The organism is Mesorhizobium sp. B4-1-4 (genome assembly GCF_006439395.2).
Taxonomy (GTDB): domain Bacteria; phylum Pseudomonadota; class Alphaproteobacteria; order Rhizobiales; family Rhizobiaceae; genus Mesorhizobium.
Genome location: NZ_CP083950.1, coordinates 4,231,380 through 4,253,292, shown reverse-complemented (window position 1 = coordinate 4,253,292; position 21,913 = coordinate 4,231,380). Strand labels below are relative to the sequence as shown.

Sequence of the window (21,913 nt, the reverse complement as noted above, 5' to 3'; positions counted from 1 at the left end):
CGAGGCGCGAAAACCGGGGAGTGAACTCTTGTGAGCGGCAAGGACGAGGCCGAGCTTTCCCGGCTGTTGCGAGCCGCCATCGCGGGAGATGAAAAGGCCTATGCCGACTTTCTCCACCGAATTGCCGCGCTGGTGCGCGGCTTTGTCAGGCGCAAGATCGTGCAGGGCGGGGTCGATCCCGAGGATGTCGTGCAGGAAACCTTGCTGGCCATTCATGTTAAACGGCACACCTGGCGCCAGGACGCGCCGGTGCTGCCCTGGATCTACGCGATCGCCCGCTTCAAGCTGATCGATGCATTCCGGCGCCGCGGACGGCGCATCGAGATCGATGTTGACGACATCGCCGAGACATTCGCCGAACCGGAGACCGAGACCGTCAGCGAGCGCGATATCAATCGGGCGCTGGACGGGCTGCCGCCAGCCCAACGGTCCGTGGTGTCTTCCATATCGGTGGATGGCCGCTCGATCGGCGAGACGGCGGCGAAGTTCGGCATCAGCGAGACGGCGGTGCGCGTGTCGCTGCATCGTGGGCTCGCCGCGATAGCCAAGCGATTCGGTCAGGGGCGATCCGGGCGGGAATGACATGAGGACGGACGATCTCATCAAGGCGCTCGATGCCGATGCCCGCAGCAAGGCGATGCCATTGCGCTCGGCCTGGTGGCTGGCCGCCGGCGCGGCCGTCGTGATCGCCGCGATCGTTTTCCTGTCGACGATCGGTCCGCGCCCCGATTTCATGGCGGCCGCGCATACTATGCGCTTCCTGTCCAAGTTTGTTTTCACCACCGTGCTTGCCATCAGCGCTTTCGCCTCGATCCGCGCCCTGTCGACGCCGGGTGCGGCGACGGGCCCGGCAATGGCGGGGATGATCGCCGCGCCGCTGCTGGTCGCGGTGGCGGTGGTTCTGGAACTGTTCGCAGTGCCCGAGGCCGATTGGAGTACCAGGATGATCGGCTCCAACATGATGATCTGCATGAGCTTCATCCCGCTGATCGGCATTGGCCCGCTGGCCATCTTCCTGGGAATGCTGCGCTATGGCGCGCCGACACGGCCGGTGCTTGCCGGCGCGGTGGCGGGGCTGCTTGCCGGCGGGCTGGCGGCGACCTTCTATGCCGCACACTGTTTCGACGACTCGCCGCTCTTTGTCGCCACCTGGTACACGATCGCGATCTCGGCTCTCGCTTTGCTTGGTGCGCTTGGCGGGCGTTTTTTCGTGCGCTGGTAGCATACTCCAAGCAACCGCAAGCCGTGCACACTGATCCTTAATCATGCCGGCAATTGTTTGCCGGTTCCCGATCTCGCCAATACCCCGGCGCAACCATTCCTTAAAATCGATCCTTCAGGGTTTTGACGGGAAAAAGCGATTGCCCACGGGGGTGGCACGGGTCGTGATATTGCGGGGATTGATCGGGCTGAGGCTCCACAAGCGTGCAGCGCTGGCGTTGCTTGTGGCCGCTCTTGCCGTGGTGGGGGCGCCGTTCGTGGTGTCGAGGCTGAACCTTGGCGCGGAAGCACTGAGAGTTTGCCTTCAAATATCGGTCGCGTTGACAGTATGCGCACTGTTCTTCGCTTACCTGTTTATCGTTCGCATCTCCGACGACCGGCGCCAGATCGCGGAGAGCGAACAGCGCTTCCGCCGGGCCATGGAGGACTCGGCGATCGGCATCGCCATCGTGGCGCTTGACGGGCGCATCCTTCAGACCAATCCAGCCTTTGCCGCCATGCTTGGCTACAGCCGCCAGGAAATCGAGGCGCTGACCTTTTTCCAGATCACGCATCCCGACGATCTGCATATCGGGCGGGAAACGATGGACTCCATGAGGGCGGGCAACGTCGACGCCTTCCACTTCGAAAAGCGTTATCTGCGCAAGGACGGCACACCCGTCTGGGCGCGTCTTGCCGGCTCCGTCATCCGCGATGAGAGAAGCGGGCATCCGCTCTATCTCGTCTCGCAGATCGAGGACATCGACGCGCGCAAGCAGGCCGAGGCGCGCATTGCCGAAGCCGAAACGCGCTGGAATTTCGCGCTCGCCGGCGCGGGTCAGGGTGTCTGGGACTTCGATAAGCGCAAGGGCGGCACGACCTATTCCTCGACCTGGGTCAAGATGCTCGGTTTCGAGGAAGGCGAACTCGACGGCGATCCGGACCGCTGGCTGACGATGATCCATCCCGACGACCGCCAGGCCGTCGCCGAAGCGGACCGCGCGCATCTTGATGGCCAGACGCCGTTCTTCGAAGCCGAGTTCAGGATGCGCCACAAGGACGGTCACTGGATCTGGATCCTCGACCGCGGCAAAGCCATCGAGCGCGACGAGGACGGGCGGCCGATCCGGGCGATTGGCAGCCTGACCGATATCACCCGGCGCAAGGAGGCCGAAGAGCGCCTGACGGTGTCGGCGGCAATGCTGGCCGACGAGAAGGAGCGGCTCAGGGTGACGCTGCAGTCGATCGGCGATGCCGTCATCTGCACCGATGCGGCGAACCGTGTGACCTTCATGAACCCGGTTGCCGAGAAGCTGACCGGTATTTCCGGCGAGGCCGCTCTCGGCAAGACGCTCGGCCATGTCTATCGGGCGGTTGACGAGGAGACGGGCCACAGGATTGGTGCGACGCGGCCCGCGATCGGCGCGGAGGCGCCCTCCGACCAGAACAGCCGGGCCGTGCTGATCCGCCGCGACGACACACGCTGCAGCATCCGTCAGGTCGTGTCGCCGATCATGAACGAGCGCAATGAATTCTGCGGCCTGGTCATTGTCTTCCAGGACTTCACCGATGCGCGTGCGTTGCAGCGGCAGCTTGCCCATGCCGCCGCGCATGACGCGCTGACCGGCCTTGCCAATCGATCGAGCTTCATCCGCACCATGGAGGGGCTGGTCGAGCAGGCGCGCAAGGAGGACGGCACGATGGCTGGGGGCATCCACCAGTTCATGTTCATCGACCTCGACCATTTCAAGCTGGTCAACGACACTGGCGGCCACGCCGCTGGAGACGCACTGCTGAAGCGGGTCGCCGAGGCCATGCGCGGCGTGCTTGGCCCTGAAGACATCGTCGCACGCCTGGGCGGCGACGAATTCGCCGTCATCCTGAAATCGGGCTCGATCGCGGGCGCCAGGATCGCGGCGCGCTCCATAATCGATGCGATAGCCGGCCTGAACTTCACCTGGGATGGTCGGCCGCATGCGATCGGCGCCAGTATCGGGCTGGCGGCGATCCGCGCCAATTGCGGCGAGGTCGATGAGATCATCGCGAGGGCCGACGCCGCTTGCTATGCGGCCAAGGCGGCCGGCCGCGGATGCCTTTCCGTGGCGCCGGATGGCAACCTCATGAACGACAGGTCGGAACCGCCCAAGCCGCTCGCCGTGGCATCGTAGGCTGCGGACGCGTCGAAGCGGTTCATCGTTTCACCGAAACGCCGAACCCTTCCATTTCTCGACTTTGACTAGCGCGTCGGAACGGGGTGCTCGCCGCGATAGTCGTAGAAGCCGCGCCCGGTCTTGCGGCCGAGCCAGCCGGCCTCGACATATTTGACCAGCAGCGGGCAAGGCCGGTATTTCGAATCCGACAGGCCGTCATGGAGCACCTGCATGATCGACAGGCAGGTGTCGAGGCCGATGAAATCGGCGAGCTGCAGCGGCCCCATCGGATGGTTGGCGCCGAGCCGCATGGCGGTGTCGATGGCATCGACCGTGCCGACGCCTTCATAGAGCGTGTAGATCGCCTCGTTGATCATCGGCAGCAGGATGCGGTTGACGATGAAGGCCGGGAAATCCTCCGACACGGTGATCGTCTTGTCGAGCTGCTTCACATAGGTCTTGGCGGCCTCGAAGGTCTGGTCCTCGGTGGCGATACCGCGCACCAGCTCGACCAGTTTCATCACCGGCACCGGGTTCATGAAATGTATGCCGATGAAACGCTCCGGCCGGTCGGTCTGCGCGGCAAGCCGCGTGATCGAGATCGACGAGGTGTTGGTCGCCAGGATGGCCTCGGGATTGAGCTGCGGACAGAGCTGCGCGTAGATCTTGCGCTTGACGGTCTCGTCCTCGGTCGCCGCCTCGATCACCAGATCGGCGCCGGCAAGATCGGCCATGGCCGGTGCCGACGCAATGCGCGCCATCGCCTGGTTGCGCAGCTTTTCGTCGAGTTTGCCAGACCCCACCTGACGAGCCATGTTGCCGCTGATGGTGGCGATGCCCTTCTCGATACGGTCAGGCGATATATCGTAGATCAGCACCTTGTAGCCCGAAAGCGCGGAGACGTGGGCGATGCCGCCGCCCATCTGGCCCGCGCCAATGATGCCGATCGTCTCGATCTTGCTCATGACCCCGATCCCGTCCGGAGCTTTCCGCTTGAATCGCGAAAATGCTCCATCTTTTGTTTTTCCGCAATTCCAGACGCAAAACCGCTGCGGGTTTGCTGGAATTGCACTAAGCCCTTCTGGCCCGCTTTTTGTGCAGTGCAAACTAAAAGGGCGGGGCGACTTAGTCTACCCCGCCCCTGACAATTTAATACGCTTTGGCAGAGAGCGTCAAAGCGCCTTCTGCAACTCCGGCAGGACAACGAAGAGATCGCCGACGAGGCCATAATCGGCAACCTGGAAGATCGGTGCCTCCTCGTCTTTGTTGATGGCGACGATGACCTTGGAGTCCTTCATGCCGGCGAGGTGCTGGATGGCGCCGGAAATGCCGACAGCGATGTAGAGATCGGGAGCCACGACCTTGCCGGTCTGGCCGACCTGCCAGTCGTTCGGGGCGTAGCCGGCATCGACGGCCGCGCGGGATGCGCCGACGGCAGCGCCGAGCTTGTCGGCGACCGGCAGGATGACCTCCTGGAACTTCTCCGAGGAGCCGAGCGCACGGCCGCCCGAGATGATGATCTTGGCCGAGGTCAGTTCCGGACGGTCGGTCTCCGACAGCTTGTTCTCGACGAAGGTGGACAGGCCGGGATTGGCCGCGGCCTTGACGGTCTCGATCGCGGCCGAGCCACCCTCGGGAGCCGCCTGGAAGGAGGCGGTGCGCACGGTGATGACCTTCTTGGCGTCGGTCGACTGCACGGTCTGGATGGCGTTGCCGGCATAGATCGGCCGCTTGAAGGTATCAGGCGAAACGACCTCAATGATCTCGGAAACCTGCGCGACGTCGAGCAGCGCCGCGACACGCGGGGCGACATTCTTGCCGGTGGAAGTCGCAGGCGCGATGATGGTGTCGTAGCCGCCGGCGAGCGACACAACGAGAGCCGCCATCGGTTCGGCGAGGCGCTCGGCGAGTTCGTCGGCCTCGGCGAGCAGCACCTTGCTGACCCCCTTGAGCTTGGCGGCTGCATCCGCCGCGCCATTGGCGCCCTTGCCGGCCACCAGCACATGCACGTCCGAGCCGATCTGCAATGCAGCCGAGAGCGCTTTGGCGGTCTGGTCCGAAAGGGCGGCGTTGTCGTGTTCGGCGATGAGGAGAATTGCCATTTTATCTGTTCCTTTCCCGATCGCTTACAACACGCCGGCTTCGTTCTTCAGCTTGTCGACCAGTTCGGCGACGCTCTTGACCTTGACGCCCGCCTTGCGGCCGCCCGGCTCCTCGGTCTTGATGACCTTGAGGCGCGGCTTGACGTCGGCGCCGTAGTCGGCCGGGCTCTTCTCGTCGAGCGGCTTCTTCTTGGCCTTCATGATGTTGGGCAGCGAGGCATAGCGCGGCTGATTGAGGCGAAGGTCGGCGGTGACGATCGCCGGCATCTTCAGTTCCACGGTCTGCAGGCCGCCATCGACCTCGCGGGTCACCTTGGCCTTGTCGCCTTCAAGCACCACTTTGGAGGCGAAGGTGCCCTGTGCCCAACCGAGCAGGGCCGCCAGCATCTGGCCGGTCTGGTTGGAGTCGTCGTCGATCGCCTGCTTGCCGAGGATGACGAGGCCAGGCTTCTCTGCCTCGACCACGCCCTTCAGCACCTTGGCGACGCCGAGCGGCTCGGTCTGCTCGTCGGTCTTCACCAGGATGGCGCGGTCGGCGCCCATGGCAAGCGCGGTCCGGAGCGTTTCCTGCGCCTGCTGCGGGCCGATCGAAACAACGATGATTTCTTCGGCCTTGCCGGCTTCCTTCAGCCGGATCGCTTCTTCAACCGCGATCTCGTCGAACGGGTTCATCGCCATCTTGACGTTGGCGAGTTCCACCGCTGAACCATCAGCCTTGACGCGAACCTTCACATTCGCATCGACAACCCGCTTCACGGGCACAAGGATCTTCATTTGCCTGTCACCTCTTCACGCTAGTTGGGCGCGCTATAGCAGCCTGCGCCCTTTCTGAGTTGTCGAAAGCCGACATTCCGGATGGAAATTCTGGTCTCCGACCGCCTTGGGCTGCGACGGAGACGTTTCCGTAGTTGTGGTAATCCTGCGCGTCAATACGCTGAAGGCGGCTCAAATCGGTTCAGTTCGGGCCAGAAGGGTTTCCCCGGCCCCAGCGCGCCGCGGTGGCCGGCGGTTCGGCCGCCACTGGCTCAGCGGGAACCGGCGGCTGGTCGGATAGGGGAGCCACGATATCCTCGTCGGCAGCGGCAAACAGCGGCACGCCGCGACTGCGCAAGACCAGCACCAGAATCGCCCCGGCGATGATGCCGCCGATGTGGCAGGCCCAGGAAATCTGGTCCTCGCCGCCGGCGGCGAACATGACGATCTGAAACAGCACCCACAGGATGAGCGGGATAAAGGCCGGAATGCGCAGTGGGATGCGGGCAAAGGCAAGCACCCAGACCTTCACCCTGGGATAGAGGATCAGGTAGGCGACGACCACGCCGGCGATGGCGCCCGAGGCACCGATCAGCGGCACCTGCGAGTCCCAGGCGACGAGGCTTTGGAAGGCTGCTCCGGCAACTGCGCACAGGAGATAGAAGATGAGGTAGCGGATGTGACCGAGCGCATCCTCGACATTGTCGCCGAACACCCACAAAAACAGCATGTTACCACCGAGGTGGAAGATGTCGGCATGCAGGAAGGAATAGGTGAGGTAGCTCAGGCTTTCCGGAATGACCACAAAGCGGGGATCGAGTTCGGCCGTGTCGTGAACCACGGCGGGGATGAAGCCGAGTCCGAGCACGGCGGCATTGGTGAAGTTCTCGCCGCCAAGCGCGGTGGCGCAATAGACCAGCGCATTGGCCACGATCAGCCCGATCGTGACATATTGCAGGCGGATGTGGCGCAGCCTGTTGGTGTCGTAAAGCGGGATGAACATCGGTCCCCGGTCCCCGGTCCCCTTCCGCCTTTCGGATATTTTAGCGGTTCTTGCCGGGAATCCATAGCACGTCGGCATTTCCATTGTCATTGACCGCCCGGGCGGCGACAAACAGGAAATCCGAGACGCGGTTGACGTATTTCAGCCCGTCGCGGTTGACATGTTCCCCCGGATCCTGGGCGAGCGCGACCATCAGCCGCTCGGCCCGCCGCGCCACCGTGCGGGCGAGATGCAGGGCGGCGGCGGCCGGCGTGCCGCCATTCAGCACGAAGGATTTGAGTGGCTGGAGATCCTTGTTGAGAAGGTCGATATCCTTCTCGACGCGATCGGTCTGCGCGGGGGTGATCCGCAACGCCTCATAGCCGAGCGGTTTGCCGTCGTCGGGCACCGCTAGATCCGCGCCGAGGTCGAAGAGATCGTTCTGGATGCGCGACAGCATGGCGTCGATCGCCGGATGGGTCTGGGCGGTGTGGACGCGCGCCATGCCGATGCAGGCATTGGCTTCGTCGACCGTGCCGTAGGCATCCACCCGCAGATCGGATTTCAGCCGCCTTTCACCGGTGCCGAGCCCCGTGGTGCCGTCGTCGCCGGTGCGGGTGTAGATCTTGTTGAGCTTGACCACGTCGCCTCCCGAAAGGCCGTCACTTGCGGGTGAAATAGACGGCCAGCAGAATCAGCGCCAGCGCCACGGCCTGCAGCATGACGCGTGCTTGCATCAGCTTGTTCGAAGTGACGCCGGAACCGCCGCGCATCATGTTGATGAGCCCCCGGATCAAAACGATCACCACGGCGGCCATGACCAGAATGGCGAGGATGTTGAAGACGGATGCCATTGTTGCGTTTCCAGTTCTCTTGTTGTTCAGGCGCGTTTGGCCATCAGGCGGTAGAGTATCGATGCCGGCAGGATGCGTTTGAGCGCAGCGCCGATCCTGGCCGGCACCGTTACCACATAGTGCGGGCGCGGGCTCCGTGACAGAAGTGCATGACGCAGAGCCTTGTGAACCACCTCCGGCCCGGGCTTCAGCGCCGATTGGCTGCCGCCGGCGCGCAGCCGCTTCAACTGCGCCTCATAGTCCAGCCGATGCACGGAATTCTCGTGGTCGATATTCCTCAGGAACCAGGGCAGGCCATTGCTGGCGATCTTCGATTTCACCGGCCCCGGCTCGATCAGCGAGACATGGACACCGCTGCCTGTCAGTTCCTGACGCTGGCAAAGCATCAGTGCCTCAAGCGCATGTTTCGATGCCGAATAGGCGCCACGAAAGCGCACCGGCACCAGGCCGAGAATCGATGAGCAATGAATGAGGCGGCCGTGGCCCTGGCGGCGCATCACCGGCACGATGCGGCGGGTCAGGTCATGCCAGCCGAAGAAATTGGCCTCGAACTGCGCCTTGAGCGCCGCGACGGTCAAGTCCTCGACCGCGCCTGCCTGAGCATAGGCGCCGTTGTTGAACAGCGCGTCGAGCCGGCCGCCGGTACGGCCGAGCACCGCTGGCACCAGGGCGGCGATCGAATCCGGCTCGCTGTAGTCGAGATAGAAGGCCTCGATGCCGTCAGCCTCGAGTGCGGCAATGTCTTCAGGTTTGCGCGCCGTGGCAAATACCTGCCAGCCCTCGGCCTTCAATGCCCGGGCGCAATAGGCGCCTATGCCTGAAGACGCACCGGTGACGATGACGGTGCGCAACTGCGCCGCTGCAGGATTCGTGGTTTGAAGAAGGGTTGCCATTTGCCGCATTCACTTCCCATATTCGCGGCGTCGAGACAATCGAAGGGAGCGCGCGTTCTTGCTGCGGAATATTGTCGCCCTGCGCCGCGTGCTCTACGACGCGATCGGCCATTTCACCACCGATGATGGCTGGGCGATGGCCAGCCATCTGGCGATCACCTCGCTGATGGCGCTGTTTCCGTTCCTGATCTTCGCCACGACGCTGGCCAGCTTCCTCGGCGCCCAGGCCTTCGCCGACACGGCCGTGCATCTGGTCTTCGACACCTGGCCGGAGCAGATCGCCAAGCCGATCGCGCGTGAGGTGCTGAACGTGCTGACCGTCAGGCGCAGCGATTTGTTGACCTATGGCGTGCTGCTTGCCGCCTACTTTGCTTCGAACGGCATCGAGGCGCTGCGCACGTCGCTCAACCGGGCCTATCGCGTGACGGAAACGCGCGGCATCATCCATCGCCGGGTGCAGAGCATCTTCTTCGTGCTGATCGCCACCGCCGGTTTTCTTGCGATCAGCGTGCTGCTGGTGTTCGCGCCCTTGCTGGCGCGGCTGGCGGAAGCCCATTTCGAATGGATAAAGCCTTATACGGGGACGATCACGCTATGGCGCTATGTCATTGCCTCGACCGTCATCATCGGTGGGCTGTTTGCCGTGCATTACTGGCTGCCGGCCGGCAAGCGCCGCTTCGTGTCGCTGGTGCCGGGTATCATCTTCACGCTGGCCGCGTGGCTTATCGGCTCGACGATGTTCGCCACCTATCTCGATCATTTCTCCTCCTATGTGACGACCTATGCCGGCCTGGCCTCGATCATGATCGCGGTGGTTTTCCTCTACATCGTCTCGGCGATCTTCATTCTTGGCGGCGAGCTCAATGCCGCCATCAGCCGCTATCTCGAGGCACGGGCAAGAGTCGGCTGAGCCGAGCATGATCTGTTCCGAAAACCGGTTCCCACCTTTCGGGATCATGCCTTGATCGGCTCAGCCTGTGTCTTGGTCTGCCGAGCAGTTGCCAGGGCAACGCCGAAGGTGGTGATCGCCATGCCGGCAATCTGCAGCGCGTTGAGCTGCTCATTAAACAGGGCCCAGGCGATGACAGCGGTCACCGCGGGCACCAGATAGAACAGCGAGGCCACTTTCGACATCTCGCCGTCGCGGATCATCACCATCAACAGGAAGATGGCGCCGACCGACAGCACCAGCACCAGCCAGGCCATCGCGAAGATCAACTCGCCATTGATGACCACGGTGTGCGTTTCGAAGGCAAGCGCGGCCAGGATCATCAGCGCCGCGCCGCCGACATATTGCCACATCGTCGCCGCCACGAGGTTGCCGCCAGAGGCAAAACGCTTCTGCCAGATGGTGCCGGCGGCCATGCCGAGCACGGAGATGAGCGAGGCGGTCAGTGTCGCCGATGTCACGCCGCCGCCGAGCGCGCCAAGTTTTGGCCACAGCACGATGACGACGCCGATCAGACCAACGGCGAGGCCGGCCCAATGGCGCGGCAGAATGGCCTCGCCCAAGAATTTGCCCGCGAGCACCGCCGTGATCAGCGGCTGCAGTCCGACAATCAGCGCCGAAAGCCCTGCAGGCATACCCCTGTGGATGGCCCAGAACACGGCGCCGAGATAGACGCCATGCATGAGGATGCCGGCGCCGGCCGCATGCAGCGCCTCTTCGCGGGTGGCTCTTTTCGAACCCAGAACGACCGTCAGGACAGCGAATAGCGCCGCCGCCAGGACGAAGCGCACGGCGAGAAAGGTGAAGGGTTCCGCCCACGGCATGGCGTAGCGGGCGCCGATGAAGCCGGTCGCCCACAGGACGACGAAGGTGGCGGGGATGAACCGCTTGATGCTGTGCATGTTCCGGGGACCGCCACGCTGGTGAGACTTGAACCGTGGCGATGCTCTAGTCCGGTTCAGGCCGTCGCGCAAAACGAAACGATTGATCCATGCATCACCGGAATTCAACGGCTGGTGCGTGCGATATGCGGCTTTCCAGTACTTCGCAGGCTCAGAGACCAACCATCCGCCTGATATCGTCCGGCGATGCTCCGGCATCGCGCAACGCGGCAAGGCCGGTATCGCCGAGACTCTTCGACAGCTTCCGCCCGTCCGGCCCGAGGATAAGCCGATGATGGAAATAGGCCGGCTGCGGCAACCCAAGCAATTCCTGGAGCAGGCGCTGCACTCCTGTCGCGGAGAACAGGTCCTGTCCGCGCACGATATGGCTGACGCCTTGCAGGGCGTCGTCCATGACGACGGCAAGGTGGTAGCTGGTCGGGATGTCGCGGCGCGCCACGATCACGTCGCCCCACTCTTGCGGGCGGGCCTCGACCGAGTGCGTCGCCGACAGCGTCTCGTCGCTGAATTCGGCCCATGCGAGGTCCTTGCCGACATGCGCCAAGGCGGCGCCGATATCCAGCCGCCAGGCGAAAGGGACGTTATCGGCGATGCGCCGCTTGCGCTCTGTCATCGGCAGCGCCCTGTCGGTCGGAGGGTAGAGTGGGACGCCGTCGGGATCGCGCGGCCAGTCGCGCCCGCGCTTTTCGCAGCCAATGATAAAGGCGCGGATCTCACCACGGCTCATGAAGGCGGGATAGACAAGCTCCTCGCGGATCAGCCGGTCGAGCACCGCCTCGTACTCGGCGAAATGTTCGGACTGGCGGCGCACCGGCTCCTCCCAGCCAAGGCCCAGCCATTTAAGATCGGCGAGCACGCCAGCCTCGAATCGCGGCGTGCAGCGCGTCGTGTCGATGTCCTCGATGCGCAGCAGCAGGCGTCCGCGAGAGGTATTTGCCAGCCTCTGGTTGAGCAGCGCCGAATAGGCGTGGCCGAGATGCAGGTCGCCGTTGGGGCTGGGCGCGAAGCGGAATGTCAGGAGCGTCATGTCTCAGGCGGCGATCGGGTTGTGCGGCGGTTTTGGCAATTGCTACTTTGCGGCACATTCGCGGACAAGGATACCATGCAACGCATCACGACACTGGACGACATTGCGCGCGGGCTGGATGCGCTCTGCATCATCGACCCGCGCCTGGAAAAGGTGCGCGGCATGGCCGGCGAGGTACCGCTCAGGCTTTCCGAGCCGGGGTTCAGGAGCCTGGCCTCGATCATCGTCTCGCAGCAGGTCTCCCGCGCAAGCGCCGATGCGATTTTCGGCCGGCTGACAAGGCTTGTCGATCCGCTGACGCCGCAGGCGATCTTGGCCGCCGACGAGGACATGTTTCGCGAGGCCGGCCTGTCGCGGCCCAAGCAGCGCGGCCTGATCGCGGTCGCCCAGGCGGTGGCCGATGGTCTCGACCTCCATCACCTGTGTTCGCTCGACGCAACCGAGGCGATCACCACGATGACCGCTGTGGCCGGCATCGGACCCTGGACAGCCGAAGTGTACCTTTTGTTTGCCGCGGGGCACCCCGACATCTTCCCGGCGCGCGACGTCGCCCTGCAGGCTGCTGTCGGCCATGCGCTCGGCATCGACCCGCGTCCGCCGGAGAAAACGCTGATCGCGTTGGCCGAATCATGGATCCCGTGGCGAGGTGTCGCATCGCGGCTTTTCTGGTCCTATTATCGCGAAACCAAGGGACGCGACGCCACGCCGCCTGCCTGAATCCGCAAAAAGGCATGAAAATCACGCATTTTTGGCACTTCGGGCAAACGACAATCCGCTTCACATCCCTGTCATGTCGGGCTTACAGTATCCGCGCCGAACGGTGGGTCTTTTGAAGCTGCACGTGACCCTTTCCGAAAGTCGAATTCGATTTTCGGGGTCATGTGCGAACCAAGGAGGTCAACAAGGTGACGGTTGCCGTATCTCCGGATGGGCTTCCAGCGCTGGTGCTGAATGCGGATTACCGTCCGCTCAGCTATTACCCCTTGTCGCTCTGGTCCTGGCAAGACGCCATCAAGGCGGTGTTCCTCGATCGGGTGAATATCGTCGCCGAATACGAGCATGCGGTTTCCTCGCCGACCTTCTCGATGAAGCTGCCGAGCGTGGTCAGCCTGAAGGCCTATGTGAAGCCCTCCAGGCATCCGGCCTTCACCCGTTTCAACGTGTTCCTGCGCGACCGCTTTCAGTGCCAGTATTGCGGCACGCCCGAGGATCTGACCTTCGATCACGTCATCCCGCGCCATCGTGGCGGTGCCACGACATGGGAGAATGTCGTCGCCGCCTGCTCGCCCTGCAATTTGAGGAAGGGCGGCATGATGCCGTCGCAAGCCAAGATGTGGCCGCTGCAGAAGCCCTATCAGCCGACGGTGCACGATCTGCACAATAACGGCCGCCTGTTCCCGCCGAACCATCTGCATGAAAGCTGGATGGATTATCTCTACTGGGATGTCGAACTCGAACCATAGAGTTCGACACAAATCCGCCATGCCGGCCGTCTGGCGCGGCTTTCTGCGCTTCCGGTGCTCACATACTCAAGTACGCTCCGCTCCGGTTCTCGAAAGCCGAGCCATGCGACTCAGCCTGCCGAATTTTTGCTCGAACTCTGCGTCGAGCAGCTCAATTAAGTGCTCAATCGCGGGCAAGCGCGCCGCGGAAGGCGACGGCGGCAAGGACCAGGCTGGCGATGGCGTTCCAGCCGGCGAGCGACAGGCCGAGGATGCGCAGCGCGGCCTTGTCGCAAGAGGGCGGCACGAATTTGTCGAGCGCGTCAAGCACGCCCTTGCCGCCAGTGTCGACCGGACCGGCGCCCGCCGTGCAATCGGCCGGACCTTGCCACCAGGCCCATTCGACGCCGGAGTGGTAGACGCCGAGATAGAAGCCGTAGAGCATCAGCAGGCCGGCAATGCCCAGCAGGCCGCGCGTCAGCCATGCGGGCGCACGCAGCAGCGATGCAATCACTGCCAGCACCATCAAAGGCGCGCCGATATAGTAGGGGGTGCGCTGTTCCAGGCAGAGGTGGCAAGGGATGTAGCCGCCAATATACTGGAAGCAGAGCGCCGAACCCACCGTGGCGGCCATGGCGACGGCGAGAAACAGGGCGGTCCGCATGCGCTGGCGTCCGGTATCGGCATTCATCGTCGCTGTCATGGGTCTTTCGTCCATTGTGTTCGCCGCCCGCCAGTCCGGTTGCCGCTCTTCCAAAAGCATTGCGCGGTTCGAGAGAGAGGGTTCAGAGGGCGTACTTGATCACGATATAAAGCAAAATCAGGGCGACCGCGGCGGCGCTGGCGATGAGGCCGAGACGCTTTTCGATGAATTCGCGGATCGGTTCGCCATAGCGGCGCAAAAGCCAGGCCAGCAGCAGGAAGCGGCCGCCGCGGGCCACGATGGCCAGCACGATGAACAGGGCCAGGTTGACGCCAAGAGCGCCGGACAGGATCGTCACCACCTTGATCGGCGGCAGATGGGCGGCACCCGAGGTGACCAGCATCAGGGCGATGAACTCAATGCTTACGCCCGACGACGCCCGCAACTGCTCGAATTCGTCGTATTTGCCATAAAATTCAAGGATGGGGCGCGCCACGGCGTCATAGGCGTAGTGGCCGATGAACCAACCGGCAATGCCGCCCAGCACCGAGGCGACGGTGGCGACGAAGGCATAGCGATAGGCGCGATCCGGCCGCGACAGGGCCATCGGCAGATAGAGCACGTCCGCCGGCACCAGGAACACCGAGCTCTCGACGAAAGCGATGAAGGCCAGCCACCATTCGGCGGATTTGCGCGCCGCCAGTGACAGCGTCCAGTCGTACAGTCCGCGAAGCATCGGCTCTCCTATGGAACGGCTCGTCTGTCTAGAAAGGTTTTTCGCGCCGCACAATGGCCGCGGTCTTACAAATTGGAAAGGTGCCGTCTGGTCGCGGCTGTGAGCTGGTCTGCAAATTGGACAGTTGACGAACAGCCCTCCAACCGTATAGTCCGCGCCCATCCAGGCCGCCCGGCCTGAGCCCCTATGGCGGAATTGGTAGACGCGCTCGACTCAAAATCGAGTTCCGCAAGGAGTGCTGGTTCGATCCCGGCTAGGGGCACCAAATTCCTTCGCACGCCTTCGGCGAATTCGATTGGCTCAGCGCCGCCTCAGCAGGCTCTTCATCCGGTTGCGCAGCAGACGCGCCATGTTGCGAGTCTCGCGGTAGAGGTGCAGCTGCGAGGCGGCCTGGCGGGCGAGGCGGTCGGCGTCCGGCGTCAGCCCGATCACCAGTGTGCCGATCGGCTTGCGCTCGCTCCACAGCCTGCTCATCACCGGATGGTCGGGCACGGCGCAGGAATCGGTCATCATGATGTTGGGGTCGTCGAGATGCTGCCTGGTCACCTCGATCATCAGCAGCGTGCCGGGCGAATAGGTGGCAAGCGTCTCGTCATAGGCCGTCTTCCAGGTATAGGCGACGCCGGCCTCGACGAAGACGATCAGGCAGGCGATGGTGCGGCCGTCGAGCGTCAGCGAATGAATGCGGCACATGTCCTGTTCGGCGAGCCTGTGCACGGCCTCGCGGGCGAACGCGGCGCGGTAGCGGTCGATCGCCATGGCGGTGCGCTCGCGGCCCTTCCAGCCGGCCGCCTCCAGCGTCAGGAAGCTTTCGATTGCGTGGCGGATCTCTTCGGGACCGCGCGCCACGATGTGCTCCAGCCTGCCGAGGTCGGCAAGGCGTCGCTTCAGGCGGCGGAGCTCGCGATAATGGTGCGCGCGCAGTGAGGTCTTCAGATAGGCGTCGCCGTCGGCTTCGCTCTCCAGCACGGGGCGTGGGGTCTCACCGGTAGTGATCAGCGTCAGGCCGCGCGTCTCGGCCACCGTGCCAAGCAGGCTCGCCACCGGACCGTCCAGCCTGATGTCGGGCAGGACGAAGACTTTCGGCAGCTTGAGATGCGGGCGCGACAGCATCGAGAAGAAATCCTCGAGGACGCCGACCGGATCGTCGCGGTCGATCAGCGGCGTGCCGAGCGGGCCGAACAGGCTCGACCAGGTGCGCATGGCCGGCACGCCGAGCGGCACCACCGGCCGTTCCACCGAGAACGGCACCAGAAGGCGCAGCCGGTTGCGGTATTCGTCGCCGTCGCGGATCACCGCCAGGCGCACCTCGCGGTCCTCCAGCCGGGGCATGGCCGGCGCCAGGAAACGCGGGTTGAAGAAGACGTTCGGCTCGATCGTACGGGTACAGAGGTAATCCAGTTCCTCCACCAGGTCGAAGCCGGCCGACGCCGGATAGATGGCAAGCTTGCGCTCGGGCCGGTTGTTGGCAAGGATCTCGATATGGGCTGGGTCGGGGTCGCGCGCCAGCCCGGCAAGGCCCGACACCATGGCGCCGGCGGGGCCGCCGCTGGTTTCCTCGAGCAACGGGATGGCGGCCATCAGGTGGCTCCTTCGGCTGGCACGAAGATCGCCATGACGATGCCGAGCTTGCGCCAGACCGTGAAGGACAGCGCGCTGGCCTCGAAGATCATGGCAAAGGCGGTGGCCATGGCCGCGCCCCACAGGCCGAAAAGCGGGATCAGCACCACGTTGAGGCCGATGTTCAAGGCCAGCGTCATGGCATAGACGGCGGCGCAGATATTCTGGTTGCCGCTCATGGTGAGCAGGCTTTCACAAGGGCCGACGGCCGCCCGCGCCACGACGCCGAAGACAAGTAGGAACAGCAGCGGATAGCCTGTCGTGAATTCGGGGCCGAACAGCACCAGCATGGGTTCGCCGAGCGCCAGCACCAAGAGCGCCATCAGCAGCGAAGGCCAGAAGGTCCACGACACCGTTTCGCGGGCGAAAGCGGCGAGCTTTTCCGGCTCGCCATGGGTGAACTGCGCATAGCGCTGGGCAACACCCGCCTTGACGGCGAAATAGACGAAATGCACCAGCGCCAGCGTCTTCACGGTGGCGAAATAGACGGCAACGTCGTTGGGATCCATATAGGCGCCGACCATCAGCACGTCGGCGTTGGTGAGCAGGAAGAAGAACCCTTCGACCAGGAAGATCGGCAGCGAGACGATGAACCATTGCGCGAAATGCACCTTCATCGGCCCGGCCGGGATCTGCCTTTCCATGCGCTGGGTGACGCCGATCAACTGAGCGAGCGTGGTGACGTAGGTGGCGGCGATCGAGGCGAAGATCGCGGTTCTGGCATCAGGGGCGTAGCCGGCGAAGAGCATCAGCGCCATGAACAGCAGGATCAGCACCGGCCGCACCAGGTAGGTCGGCGACAGGGCAAACAGCGCCCAGCTGTTCGCCCTTGCCTGGCCTTGCAGCAGATCCGAGAGCGCGATCATCGGCAGGCAGATGACGCCAAGGATGAACGGTATCACGTAGTAGTTCTCGATCCAGGGAGCGGCCAGCCAGACGCCGAGCGCGCCGAGCCCGGCGATCATCGTCGAGGCAATCAGCACGAAGAGGCGACTGGCCACGACGATGCCGCGCAGTTCGTCCATCCGGCCGCGCTCGCGGTACTCGGGGATGAAGCGGATGACCGAGGTGTGGAAGCCGAGGCAGGCGAGATTGCCGACGATGACCATCGTCACCCAGACAAGCACGAAGATGCCGTACTCGAACGAGCCCATCCAGCGAGCCATCAGCACCTGGCTGACGAAGGCGATGACGGCGCTGACGATACGGACCGAGAAGGCGATGACCGACATGCGGCCCGCCTCGCCGCGCTCGTCGGCGGTGAACAGGACGGCATCGATGCGGTCAAGCAGCGGCCCCACGCGCAGCGCCAAACGCTGCGGCAAGAACCGCCCGGCAGTCGTGGCCGCGGAAAAGCGCACCCCGATTACTCTCCGTTTTCCGCCTCTTTTTCGGACCTTGGTGTAGCGGAGACACCTTAAGAAAACGTGGGCGGAGAGCCTTCCTTCTCCCCGTCACTCCACGGGGAAAAGATGCCGGCAGGCGGATGAGGGGCGGCGCAAGCCTACGGAGATTGCGCTGATGGGCCGGGTGAGGAGAATTAGATTAACTATAGACGAACCGGCTTGCGCAGTCCGGCATGTCATCTCCCGGTTGGGGACATGCGATAATCGCGGGACTTCGCGCCGCCCCTCATCCGCTCTTCGGGCACCTTCTCCCCGTATAGGGACGGGGAGAAGGAAAGCGCTGCGCCGTTATGCGAAGGCGCCGTGGCAGTGCTTGTATTTCTTGCCGGAACCGCAGGGGCAGGCCTCGTTGCGGCCGACCTTGCCCCAGGTGGCGGGGTTCTTCGGGTCGCGGTCTTCCGGGGCGACGATGGCGCTGGTCTCCTGGCGCACCAGAAGGGCAGTCTCACCGCCGTCGAAATCATTCTCGCCGGTGCTGCCGTCGATATGCGTGCCGAACATGTCGGGCGCTTCCGGAGGCGGGGCTTCGGCGGCCTGGCGAACCAGTTCGACGCGCATCAGCTGCGCGGTGACGGCCTGGCGCAGATTGCCGAGCATCGCCTGGAACAGCTCGAATGCCTCGCTCTTGTATTCCTGCAGCGGATCGCGCTGGGCGTAGCCGCGGAAGCCGACGACCGAGCGCAGGTGGTCGAGGTTGACGATGTGCTCGCGCCACAAATGGTCGAGCGTCTGCAACACGACCGAACGTTCGACATAGGTCATCACCTCAGGCCCGAACCGCTCGGCGCGCTCCTTGGAGGCGGCGTCGGCGGCAGCGGAAATGCGCTCGCGGATGTCGTCCTCGGCGATGCCTTCTTCCTTGGCCCACTCGTCGACCGGCAAGTCGAGATTGAGGAATTCGGCGACCTCTGCCTTCAGGCCAGCGACATCCCACTGCTCGGCATAGGCATTTTCGGGGATGGCCTTGGCGACGATCTCCTCGATGACGCCTTCGCGCATCTCGGTAATGGTTTCCGACAGGCCTTCGCCGTCCATCAGCTCGATGCGCTGTTCGAACACCACCTTGCGCTGGTCGTTCGAGACGTCGTCATATTTCAAGAGGTTCTTGCGGATGTCGAAGTTGCGCGCCTCGACCTTCTTCTGCGCCTTTTCCAGCGCCTTGTTGATCCAGGGATGGATGATCGCCTCGTCTTCCTTGAGGCCGAGCTTCTGCAGCATGCCGTCCATGCGCTCGGAGCCGAAGATGCGCATCAGGTCATCCTGCAGTGACAGGAAGAATTTCGAGCGGCCGGGGTCGCCCTGGCGGCCGGAGCGGCCGCGCAACTGGTTGTCGATGCGGCGCGATTCATGGCGCTCGGTGGCGAGAACGTATAGGCCGCCGGCGGCCAGCGCCTTTTCCTTCAGGCGCTCGACGTCGGCGTTGATTTCCCTTTCGCGTGCTTCGCGTTCGGGACCTTCCGGCATGTCGCCCAGTTCCTCGGCGATGCGCATCTCGGCATTGCCGCCAAGCTTGATGTCGGTGCCGCGGCCGGCCATGTTGGTGGCGATGGTGATGGCGCCGGGTTTGCCGGCCTGGGCGACGATCGCCGCCTCGCGCTCGTGGTGCCGGGCGTTCAGCACCTCGAAATCCTTGAAGCCTTCCTTGCGCAGGCGCTCGGCCAGCTGCTCGGACTTTTCGATCGAGGTCGTGCCGACCAGTGTCGGCTGGCCCTTGGCGCTGGCTTCACGGATCTCCTTGACGATCGCCTTGTATTTCTCCTCGACCGTCCGGTAGACCTCGTCGTCCTCGTCCTTGCGGATGACCGGCAGGTTGGTCGGGATTTCGGTGACCTCGAGGCCGTAGATGTTGCCGAATTCCTCGGCCTCGGTCAGCGCCGTGCCTGTCATGCCGGAAAGCTTCTTGTAAAGGCGGAAGTAGTTCTGGAAGGTGACGGAAGCGAGCGTCTGGTTCTCCGGCTGGATCGCCACGTGCTCCTTGGCTTCGAGCGCCTGGTGCAGGCCTTCGGAATAGCGGCGACCGGGCATCATGCGGCCGGTGAACTCGTCGATGATGACGATCTCGCCGTTGCGCACGATATAGTCCTTGTCGCGCTGGAACAGCCGGTGCGCCTTCAGCGCGTTGTTGACATGGTGGACGATGGCGACGTTCTCGACATCGTAGAGCGATTCGCCCTTCAGCAGGCCGGCATCGCGCAGCAGGTTCTCCAGCTTCTCGGTACCTTCCTCGGTGAAGATCGAGGTCTTCTGCTTCTCGTCGATCTCATAATCCTGCGGCTGCAGCTGGATGATGAAGGTGTCGATGGTGTTGTACATTTCCGAACGATCCTCGAGCGGACCGGAAATGATCAGCGGCGTGCGCGCTTCGTCGACCAGGATGGAATCGACTTCGTCGACGATCGCGTAATTGTGGCCGCGCTGCACCATCTGGGCGCGCTCGTATTTCATGTTGTCGCGCAGGTAGTCGAAGCCGAGCTCGTTGTTGGTGGCGTAGGTGACGTCGGATGCGTAGGCGACGCGACGCTCCTCGTCGGACAGGCCGTGGACGATGACGCCGACCGAGAGGCCGAGGAATTTGTAGACGCGGCCCATCCATTCGGAGTCGCGCGTGGCGAGATAGTCGTTGACGGTGACGACATGGACGCCGTTGCCGGCAAGCGCGTTGAGATAGACCGGCAACGTCGCGACCAGGGTCTTGCCTTCGCCGGTCCGCATTTCGGCGATGCCGCCATTGTGCAGCACCATGCCGCCGATCAGCTGGACGTCGAAGGGACGCATGCCCAGCACACGGCGCGCCGCCTCGCGGACGGTGGCGAAGGCCGGTACCAAAAGGTCGTCAAGGCTGGCGCCGTTGGCGATGTCCTGGCGGAATTTCTCCGTGCGGCCGGCAAGCTCGGCGTCGGAGAGCGCCCGCATCTCGTTTTCCATGGCGTTGATCGCCTCGACACGGGGCCGGGTCGATTTGACCCGACGGTCGTTGGAGGAACCGAAAACCTTACGGGCGAGACCGCCGAGACTGACCATTCAATGGCCCTTTCGATAGAATTCTCAATCTTGAGATGGGCGCCGGCCGGCCCCATCAAATCCGCGTGAACGCGCCGCCTGAATACGGGCAAACACAAAAAGCGCCCGGAAAACGGTTCTGGACGCCAAGTCGTTGGACAGATAAGAGGGGGCTCAACTGATGTCAACGCCGCGCTGGCCCTGGCGGTCGCGCCAAATTCCGCCACAATCTGGCTGATCTGGAACCCATCCTCCTTACAATCCTTCACCGGAGTCATTCCAATGCCCTTGTTGTTCCGCCGTGCGTCGCTTGCCAGCCTTGGCCTGGCCTTCGGCCTGTCGGCTCTTTGCCTCTCCCCGCTGATGGCCCAGGAGACCGCTCCTGCTGCTCCGGCCGACGCGGCGGCACCCGCGGCGAAGCCGGTCGATCCGAATGCCGTCGTCGCCACCGTCAATGGCCAATCGCTCACTGAAGCCGATCTGGTGCTTGCCGAAGGCGAGCTGTCGCAGCAATTCGCGCAACTGCCGCCCGAACAGCGCCGCGCCGCCGCACTCTCCGCTGCCATCGAGATCCGCGTCATGGCCGCCAAGGCCGTCACCGACGGTCTTGACAAGGATCCAGACTTCCAGCGCCGCATGGCCTTCCTGCAGCAGCGCGCCCTGCATGGCGAGATGGTCGAGAAGGGTGTTGTCGACAAGGTCACCGACGCCGAGGTTCGCGCCCGCTACGACCAGGAGATCGCCAACACGCCGCCGGTCAACGAGGTGCATGCCCGTCACATCCTCGTGAAGACGAAGGAAGAGGCCGAGGCCATCATCAAGCAGCTCGATGGCGGCGCCGATTTCCAGAAGCTCGCCAACGAGCACACCAGCGATCCTTCAGGCAAGTCCAATGGCGGCGACCTCGGCTGGTTCGGACCTGGCCAGATGGTGCCGGAGTTCGACAAGGCGGCCTTTGCGCTCGAGGTCGGCAAATACACCAAGCAGCCGGTGCAGTCGCAATTCGGCTGGCATGTCATCAAGCTCGAGGACAAGCGCGCCAAGCAGCCGCCGGCTTTTGACGACGTCAAGGACCAGGCCAAGCAGGCCGTCATCCGCGACAAGTATTTCGCGTTGGTCAAGTCGCTGCGCGCGGGCGCCAAGGTCGAGATCCCCGACGCCAAGCTGAAGCAGGCCGTCGATACGCTGGAAAGCGGCAAGTAAGCCTTAAAGGCTTTTTCAAAAAGGGCGCGGCAGCGAAGGTTGCCGCGCCCT

21 protein-coding genes and 1 tRNA gene are annotated in these 21,913 nt (G+C 63.7%); 8 read left to right on the top strand and 14 right to left on the bottom strand.

Annotated elements, in window-relative coordinates:
• Window positions 1-30 precede the first annotated feature (30 nt).
• From FJW03_RS20375 to FJW03_RS20365, 3 genes are all read left to right on the top strand, one after another.
• Entirely contained in the window at window positions 31-582 is a 552-nt protein-coding gene (locus FJW03_RS20375; protein WP_140764356.1) for a sigma-70 family RNA polymerase sigma factor, read from the top strand.
• A gap of 1 nt (window position 583) precedes the next feature.
• Complete coding sequence (locus tag FJW03_RS20370; RefSeq protein WP_140764353.1) at window positions 584-1,222, top strand: NrsF family protein; 639 nt, start codon at window positions 584-586, stop codon at window positions 1,220-1,222.
• 139 nt (window positions 1,223-1,361) lie between these two features.
• Window positions 1,362-3,368, top strand: coding sequence for a PAS domain S-box protein (locus tag FJW03_RS20365; RefSeq protein WP_226890415.1), 2,007 nt, complete (start codon window positions 1,362-1,364; stop codon window positions 3,366-3,368).
• Window positions 3,369-3,436: 68 nt separating this feature from the next.
• Here FJW03_RS20365 and FJW03_RS20360 read toward each other — a convergent pair whose 3' ends face one another.
• The 7 genes from FJW03_RS20360 to FJW03_RS20330 all read right to left on the bottom strand — a co-directional run bounded on the left by FJW03_RS20360 (window position 3,437) and on the right by FJW03_RS20330 (window position 8,934).
• Complete coding sequence (locus tag FJW03_RS20360; protein WP_140610529.1) at window positions 3,437-4,315, bottom strand: 3-hydroxybutyryl-CoA dehydrogenase; 879 nt, start codon at window positions 4,313-4,315, stop codon at window positions 3,437-3,439.
• Window positions 4,316-4,522: 207 nt separating this feature from the next.
• A complete protein-coding gene (locus FJW03_RS20355; RefSeq protein ID WP_140764347.1) occupies window positions 4,523-5,452 on the bottom strand; it encodes an electron transfer flavoprotein subunit alpha/FixB family protein in 930 nt (309 codons plus the stop codon).
• 24 nt (window positions 5,453-5,476) lie between these two features.
• On the bottom strand, window positions 5,477-6,226 hold the full coding sequence (locus tag FJW03_RS20350; protein WP_140691765.1) for an electron transfer flavoprotein subunit beta/FixA family protein: 750 nt from the start codon (window positions 6,224-6,226) through the stop codon (window positions 5,477-5,479).
• A 181-nt stretch (window positions 6,227-6,407) separates the two neighbouring features.
• Window positions 6,408-7,208, bottom strand: a complete 801-nt coding sequence (locus FJW03_RS20345) for a rhomboid family intramembrane serine protease (RefSeq protein ID WP_140764344.1) — start codon at window positions 7,206-7,208, stop codon at window positions 6,408-6,410.
• A gap of 40 nt (window positions 7,209-7,248) precedes the next feature.
• Entirely contained in the window at window positions 7,249-7,830 is a 582-nt protein-coding gene (locus FJW03_RS20340) for a cob(I)yrinic acid a,c-diamide adenosyltransferase (protein WP_140610533.1), read from the bottom strand.
• 19 nt (window positions 7,831-7,849) lie between these two features.
• Window positions 7,850-8,041 carry a twin transmembrane helix small protein gene (locus FJW03_RS20335; RefSeq protein ID WP_140610534.1) on the bottom strand — a complete coding sequence of 64 codons (192 nt, stop codon included), beginning with the start codon at window positions 8,039-8,041 and terminating at the stop codon, window positions 7,850-7,852.
• A gap of 26 nt (window positions 8,042-8,067) precedes the next feature.
• Window positions 8,068-8,934, bottom strand: coding sequence for an SDR family oxidoreductase (locus tag FJW03_RS20330; protein ID WP_140764341.1), 867 nt, complete (start codon window positions 8,932-8,934; stop codon window positions 8,068-8,070).
• Window positions 8,935-8,992: 58 nt separating this feature from the next.
• On the opposite strand from FJW03_RS20330, the gene FJW03_RS20325 reads away from it, so the two are divergent.
• Complete coding sequence (locus tag FJW03_RS20325) at window positions 8,993-9,844, top strand: YihY/virulence factor BrkB family protein (RefSeq protein WP_140610536.1); 852 nt, start codon at window positions 8,993-8,995, stop codon at window positions 9,842-9,844.
• Window positions 9,845-9,888: 44 nt separating this feature from the next.
• Here FJW03_RS20325 and FJW03_RS20320 read toward each other — a convergent pair whose 3' ends face one another.
• Together FJW03_RS20320 and gluQRS are read right to left on the bottom strand one after the other, a co-directional pair.
• Window positions 9,889-10,785, bottom strand: a complete 897-nt coding sequence (locus FJW03_RS20320; protein ID WP_140764339.1) for a DMT family transporter — start codon at window positions 10,783-10,785, stop codon at window positions 9,889-9,891.
• Between the two features lie 151 nt (window positions 10,786-10,936).
• Window positions 10,937-11,812, bottom strand: a complete 876-nt coding sequence (gene gluQRS, locus FJW03_RS20315; RefSeq protein WP_140764336.1) for a tRNA glutamyl-Q(34) synthetase GluQRS — start codon at window positions 11,810-11,812, stop codon at window positions 10,937-10,939.
• A 75-nt stretch (window positions 11,813-11,887) separates the two neighbouring features.
• On the opposite strand from gluQRS, the gene FJW03_RS20310 reads away from it, so the two are divergent.
• Both FJW03_RS20310 and FJW03_RS20305 read left to right on the top strand, forming a co-directional pair.
• Complete coding sequence (locus FJW03_RS20310) at window positions 11,888-12,529, top strand: DNA-3-methyladenine glycosylase family protein (protein ID WP_140691780.1); 642 nt, start codon at window positions 11,888-11,890, stop codon at window positions 12,527-12,529.
• 188 nt (window positions 12,530-12,717) lie between these two features.
• Entirely contained in the window at window positions 12,718-13,275 is a 558-nt protein-coding gene (locus tag FJW03_RS20305) for an HNH endonuclease (RefSeq protein WP_140691782.1), read from the top strand.
• A 163-nt stretch (window positions 13,276-13,438) separates the two neighbouring features.
• Here the strand turns inward: FJW03_RS20305 and FJW03_RS20300 are convergent, their stop codons facing one another.
• Together FJW03_RS20300 and FJW03_RS20295 are read right to left on the bottom strand one after the other, a co-directional pair.
• Window positions 13,439-13,957 carry a disulfide bond formation protein B gene (locus FJW03_RS20300; RefSeq protein ID WP_140610541.1) on the bottom strand — a complete coding sequence of 173 codons (519 nt, stop codon included), beginning with the start codon at window positions 13,955-13,957 and terminating at the stop codon, window positions 13,439-13,441.
• 82 nt (window positions 13,958-14,039) lie between these two features.
• A complete protein-coding gene (locus tag FJW03_RS20295; protein ID WP_140610542.1) occupies window positions 14,040-14,633 on the bottom strand; it encodes a YqaA family protein in 594 nt (197 codons plus the stop codon).
• Window positions 14,634-14,813: 180 nt separating this feature from the next.
• Between FJW03_RS20295 and FJW03_RS20290 the strand changes: the two genes are divergently transcribed.
• Window positions 14,814-14,898 (top strand) — tRNA-Leu (locus tag FJW03_RS20290).
• A gap of 35 nt (window positions 14,899-14,933) precedes the next feature.
• Here FJW03_RS20290 and FJW03_RS20285 read toward each other — a convergent pair.
• The 3 genes from FJW03_RS20285 to secA all read right to left on the bottom strand — a co-directional run bounded on the left by FJW03_RS20285 (window position 14,934) and on the right by secA (window position 20,680).
• Window positions 14,934-16,214 (bottom strand): GNAT family N-acetyltransferase, encoded by a 1,281-nt coding sequence (locus tag FJW03_RS20285; protein ID WP_140610543.1) that lies wholly within the window; start codon window positions 16,212-16,214, stop codon window positions 14,934-14,936.
• Window positions 16,214-17,614, bottom strand: a complete 1,401-nt coding sequence (locus FJW03_RS20280; RefSeq protein WP_140764333.1) for a lipopolysaccharide biosynthesis protein — start codon at window positions 17,612-17,614, stop codon at window positions 16,214-16,216. Before FJW03_RS20280 ends, FJW03_RS20285 begins: the two co-directional genes overlap by 1 nt.
• A 333-nt stretch (window positions 17,615-17,947) precedes the next feature.
• Entirely contained in the window at window positions 17,948-20,680 is a 2,733-nt protein-coding gene (gene secA / locus FJW03_RS20275) for a preprotein translocase subunit SecA (protein ID WP_140610545.1), read from the bottom strand.
• 261 nt (window positions 20,681-20,941) lie between these two features.
• Between secA and FJW03_RS20270 the strand changes: the two genes are divergently transcribed.
• Window positions 20,942-21,862: a peptidylprolyl isomerase gene (locus FJW03_RS20270; RefSeq protein WP_140610546.1), complete on the top strand. Its 921-nt coding sequence runs from the start codon at window positions 20,942-20,944 to the stop codon at window positions 21,860-21,862.
• Window positions 21,863-21,913: the final 51 nt, after the last annotated feature.

Bases quoted from the DNA above. Each gene is read 5' to 3' on its own strand.
- FJW03_RS20370 (WP_140764353.1), top strand. From the start codon at position 584: ATGAGGACGGACGATCTCATCAAGGCGCTCGATGCCGATGCCCGCAGC.
- FJW03_RS20360 (WP_140610529.1), bottom strand. From the start codon at position 4,315: ATGAGCAAGATCGAGACGATCGGCATCATTGGCGCGGGCCAGATGGGC.
- FJW03_RS20355 (WP_140764347.1), bottom strand. From the start codon at position 5,452: ATGGCAATTCTCCTCATCGCCGAACACGACAACGCCGCCCTTTCGGAC.
- FJW03_RS20350 (WP_140691765.1), bottom strand. From the start codon at position 6,226: ATGAAGATCCTTGTGCCCGTGAAGCGGGTTGTCGATGCGAATGTGAAG.
- FJW03_RS20345 (WP_140764344.1), bottom strand. From the start codon at position 7,208: ATGTTCATCCCGCTTTACGACACCAACAGGCTGCGCCACATCCGCCTG.
- FJW03_RS20335 (WP_140610534.1), bottom strand. From the start codon at position 8,041: ATGGCATCCGTCTTCAACATCCTCGCCATTCTGGTCATGGCCGCCGTG.
- FJW03_RS20330 (WP_140764341.1), bottom strand. From the start codon at position 8,934: ATGGCAACCCTTCTTCAAACCACGAATCCTGCAGCGGCGCAGTTGCGC.
- FJW03_RS20320 (WP_140764339.1), bottom strand. From the start codon at position 10,785: ATGCACAGCATCAAGCGGTTCATCCCCGCCACCTTCGTCGTCCTGTGG.
- gluQRS (WP_140764336.1), bottom strand. From the start codon at position 11,812: ATGACGCTCCTGACATTCCGCTTCGCGCCCAGCCCCAACGGCGACCTG.
- FJW03_RS20310 (WP_140691780.1), top strand. From the start codon at position 11,888: ATGCAACGCATCACGACACTGGACGACATTGCGCGCGGGCTGGATGCG.
- FJW03_RS20300 (WP_140610541.1), bottom strand. From the start codon at position 13,957: ATGACAGCGACGATGAATGCCGATACCGGACGCCAGCGCATGCGGACC.
- FJW03_RS20295 (WP_140610542.1), bottom strand. From the start codon at position 14,633: ATGCTTCGCGGACTGTACGACTGGACGCTGTCACTGGCGGCGCGCAAA.
- FJW03_RS20285 (WP_140610543.1), bottom strand. From the start codon at position 16,214: ATGGCCGCCATCCCGTTGCTCGAGGAAACCAGCGGCGGCCCCGCCGGC.
- secA (WP_140610545.1), bottom strand. From the start codon at position 20,680: ATGGTCAGTCTCGGCGGTCTCGCCCGTAAGGTTTTCGGTTCCTCCAAC.
- FJW03_RS20270 (WP_140610546.1), top strand. From the start codon at position 20,942: ATGCCCTTGTTGTTCCGCCGTGCGTCGCTTGCCAGCCTTGGCCTGGCC.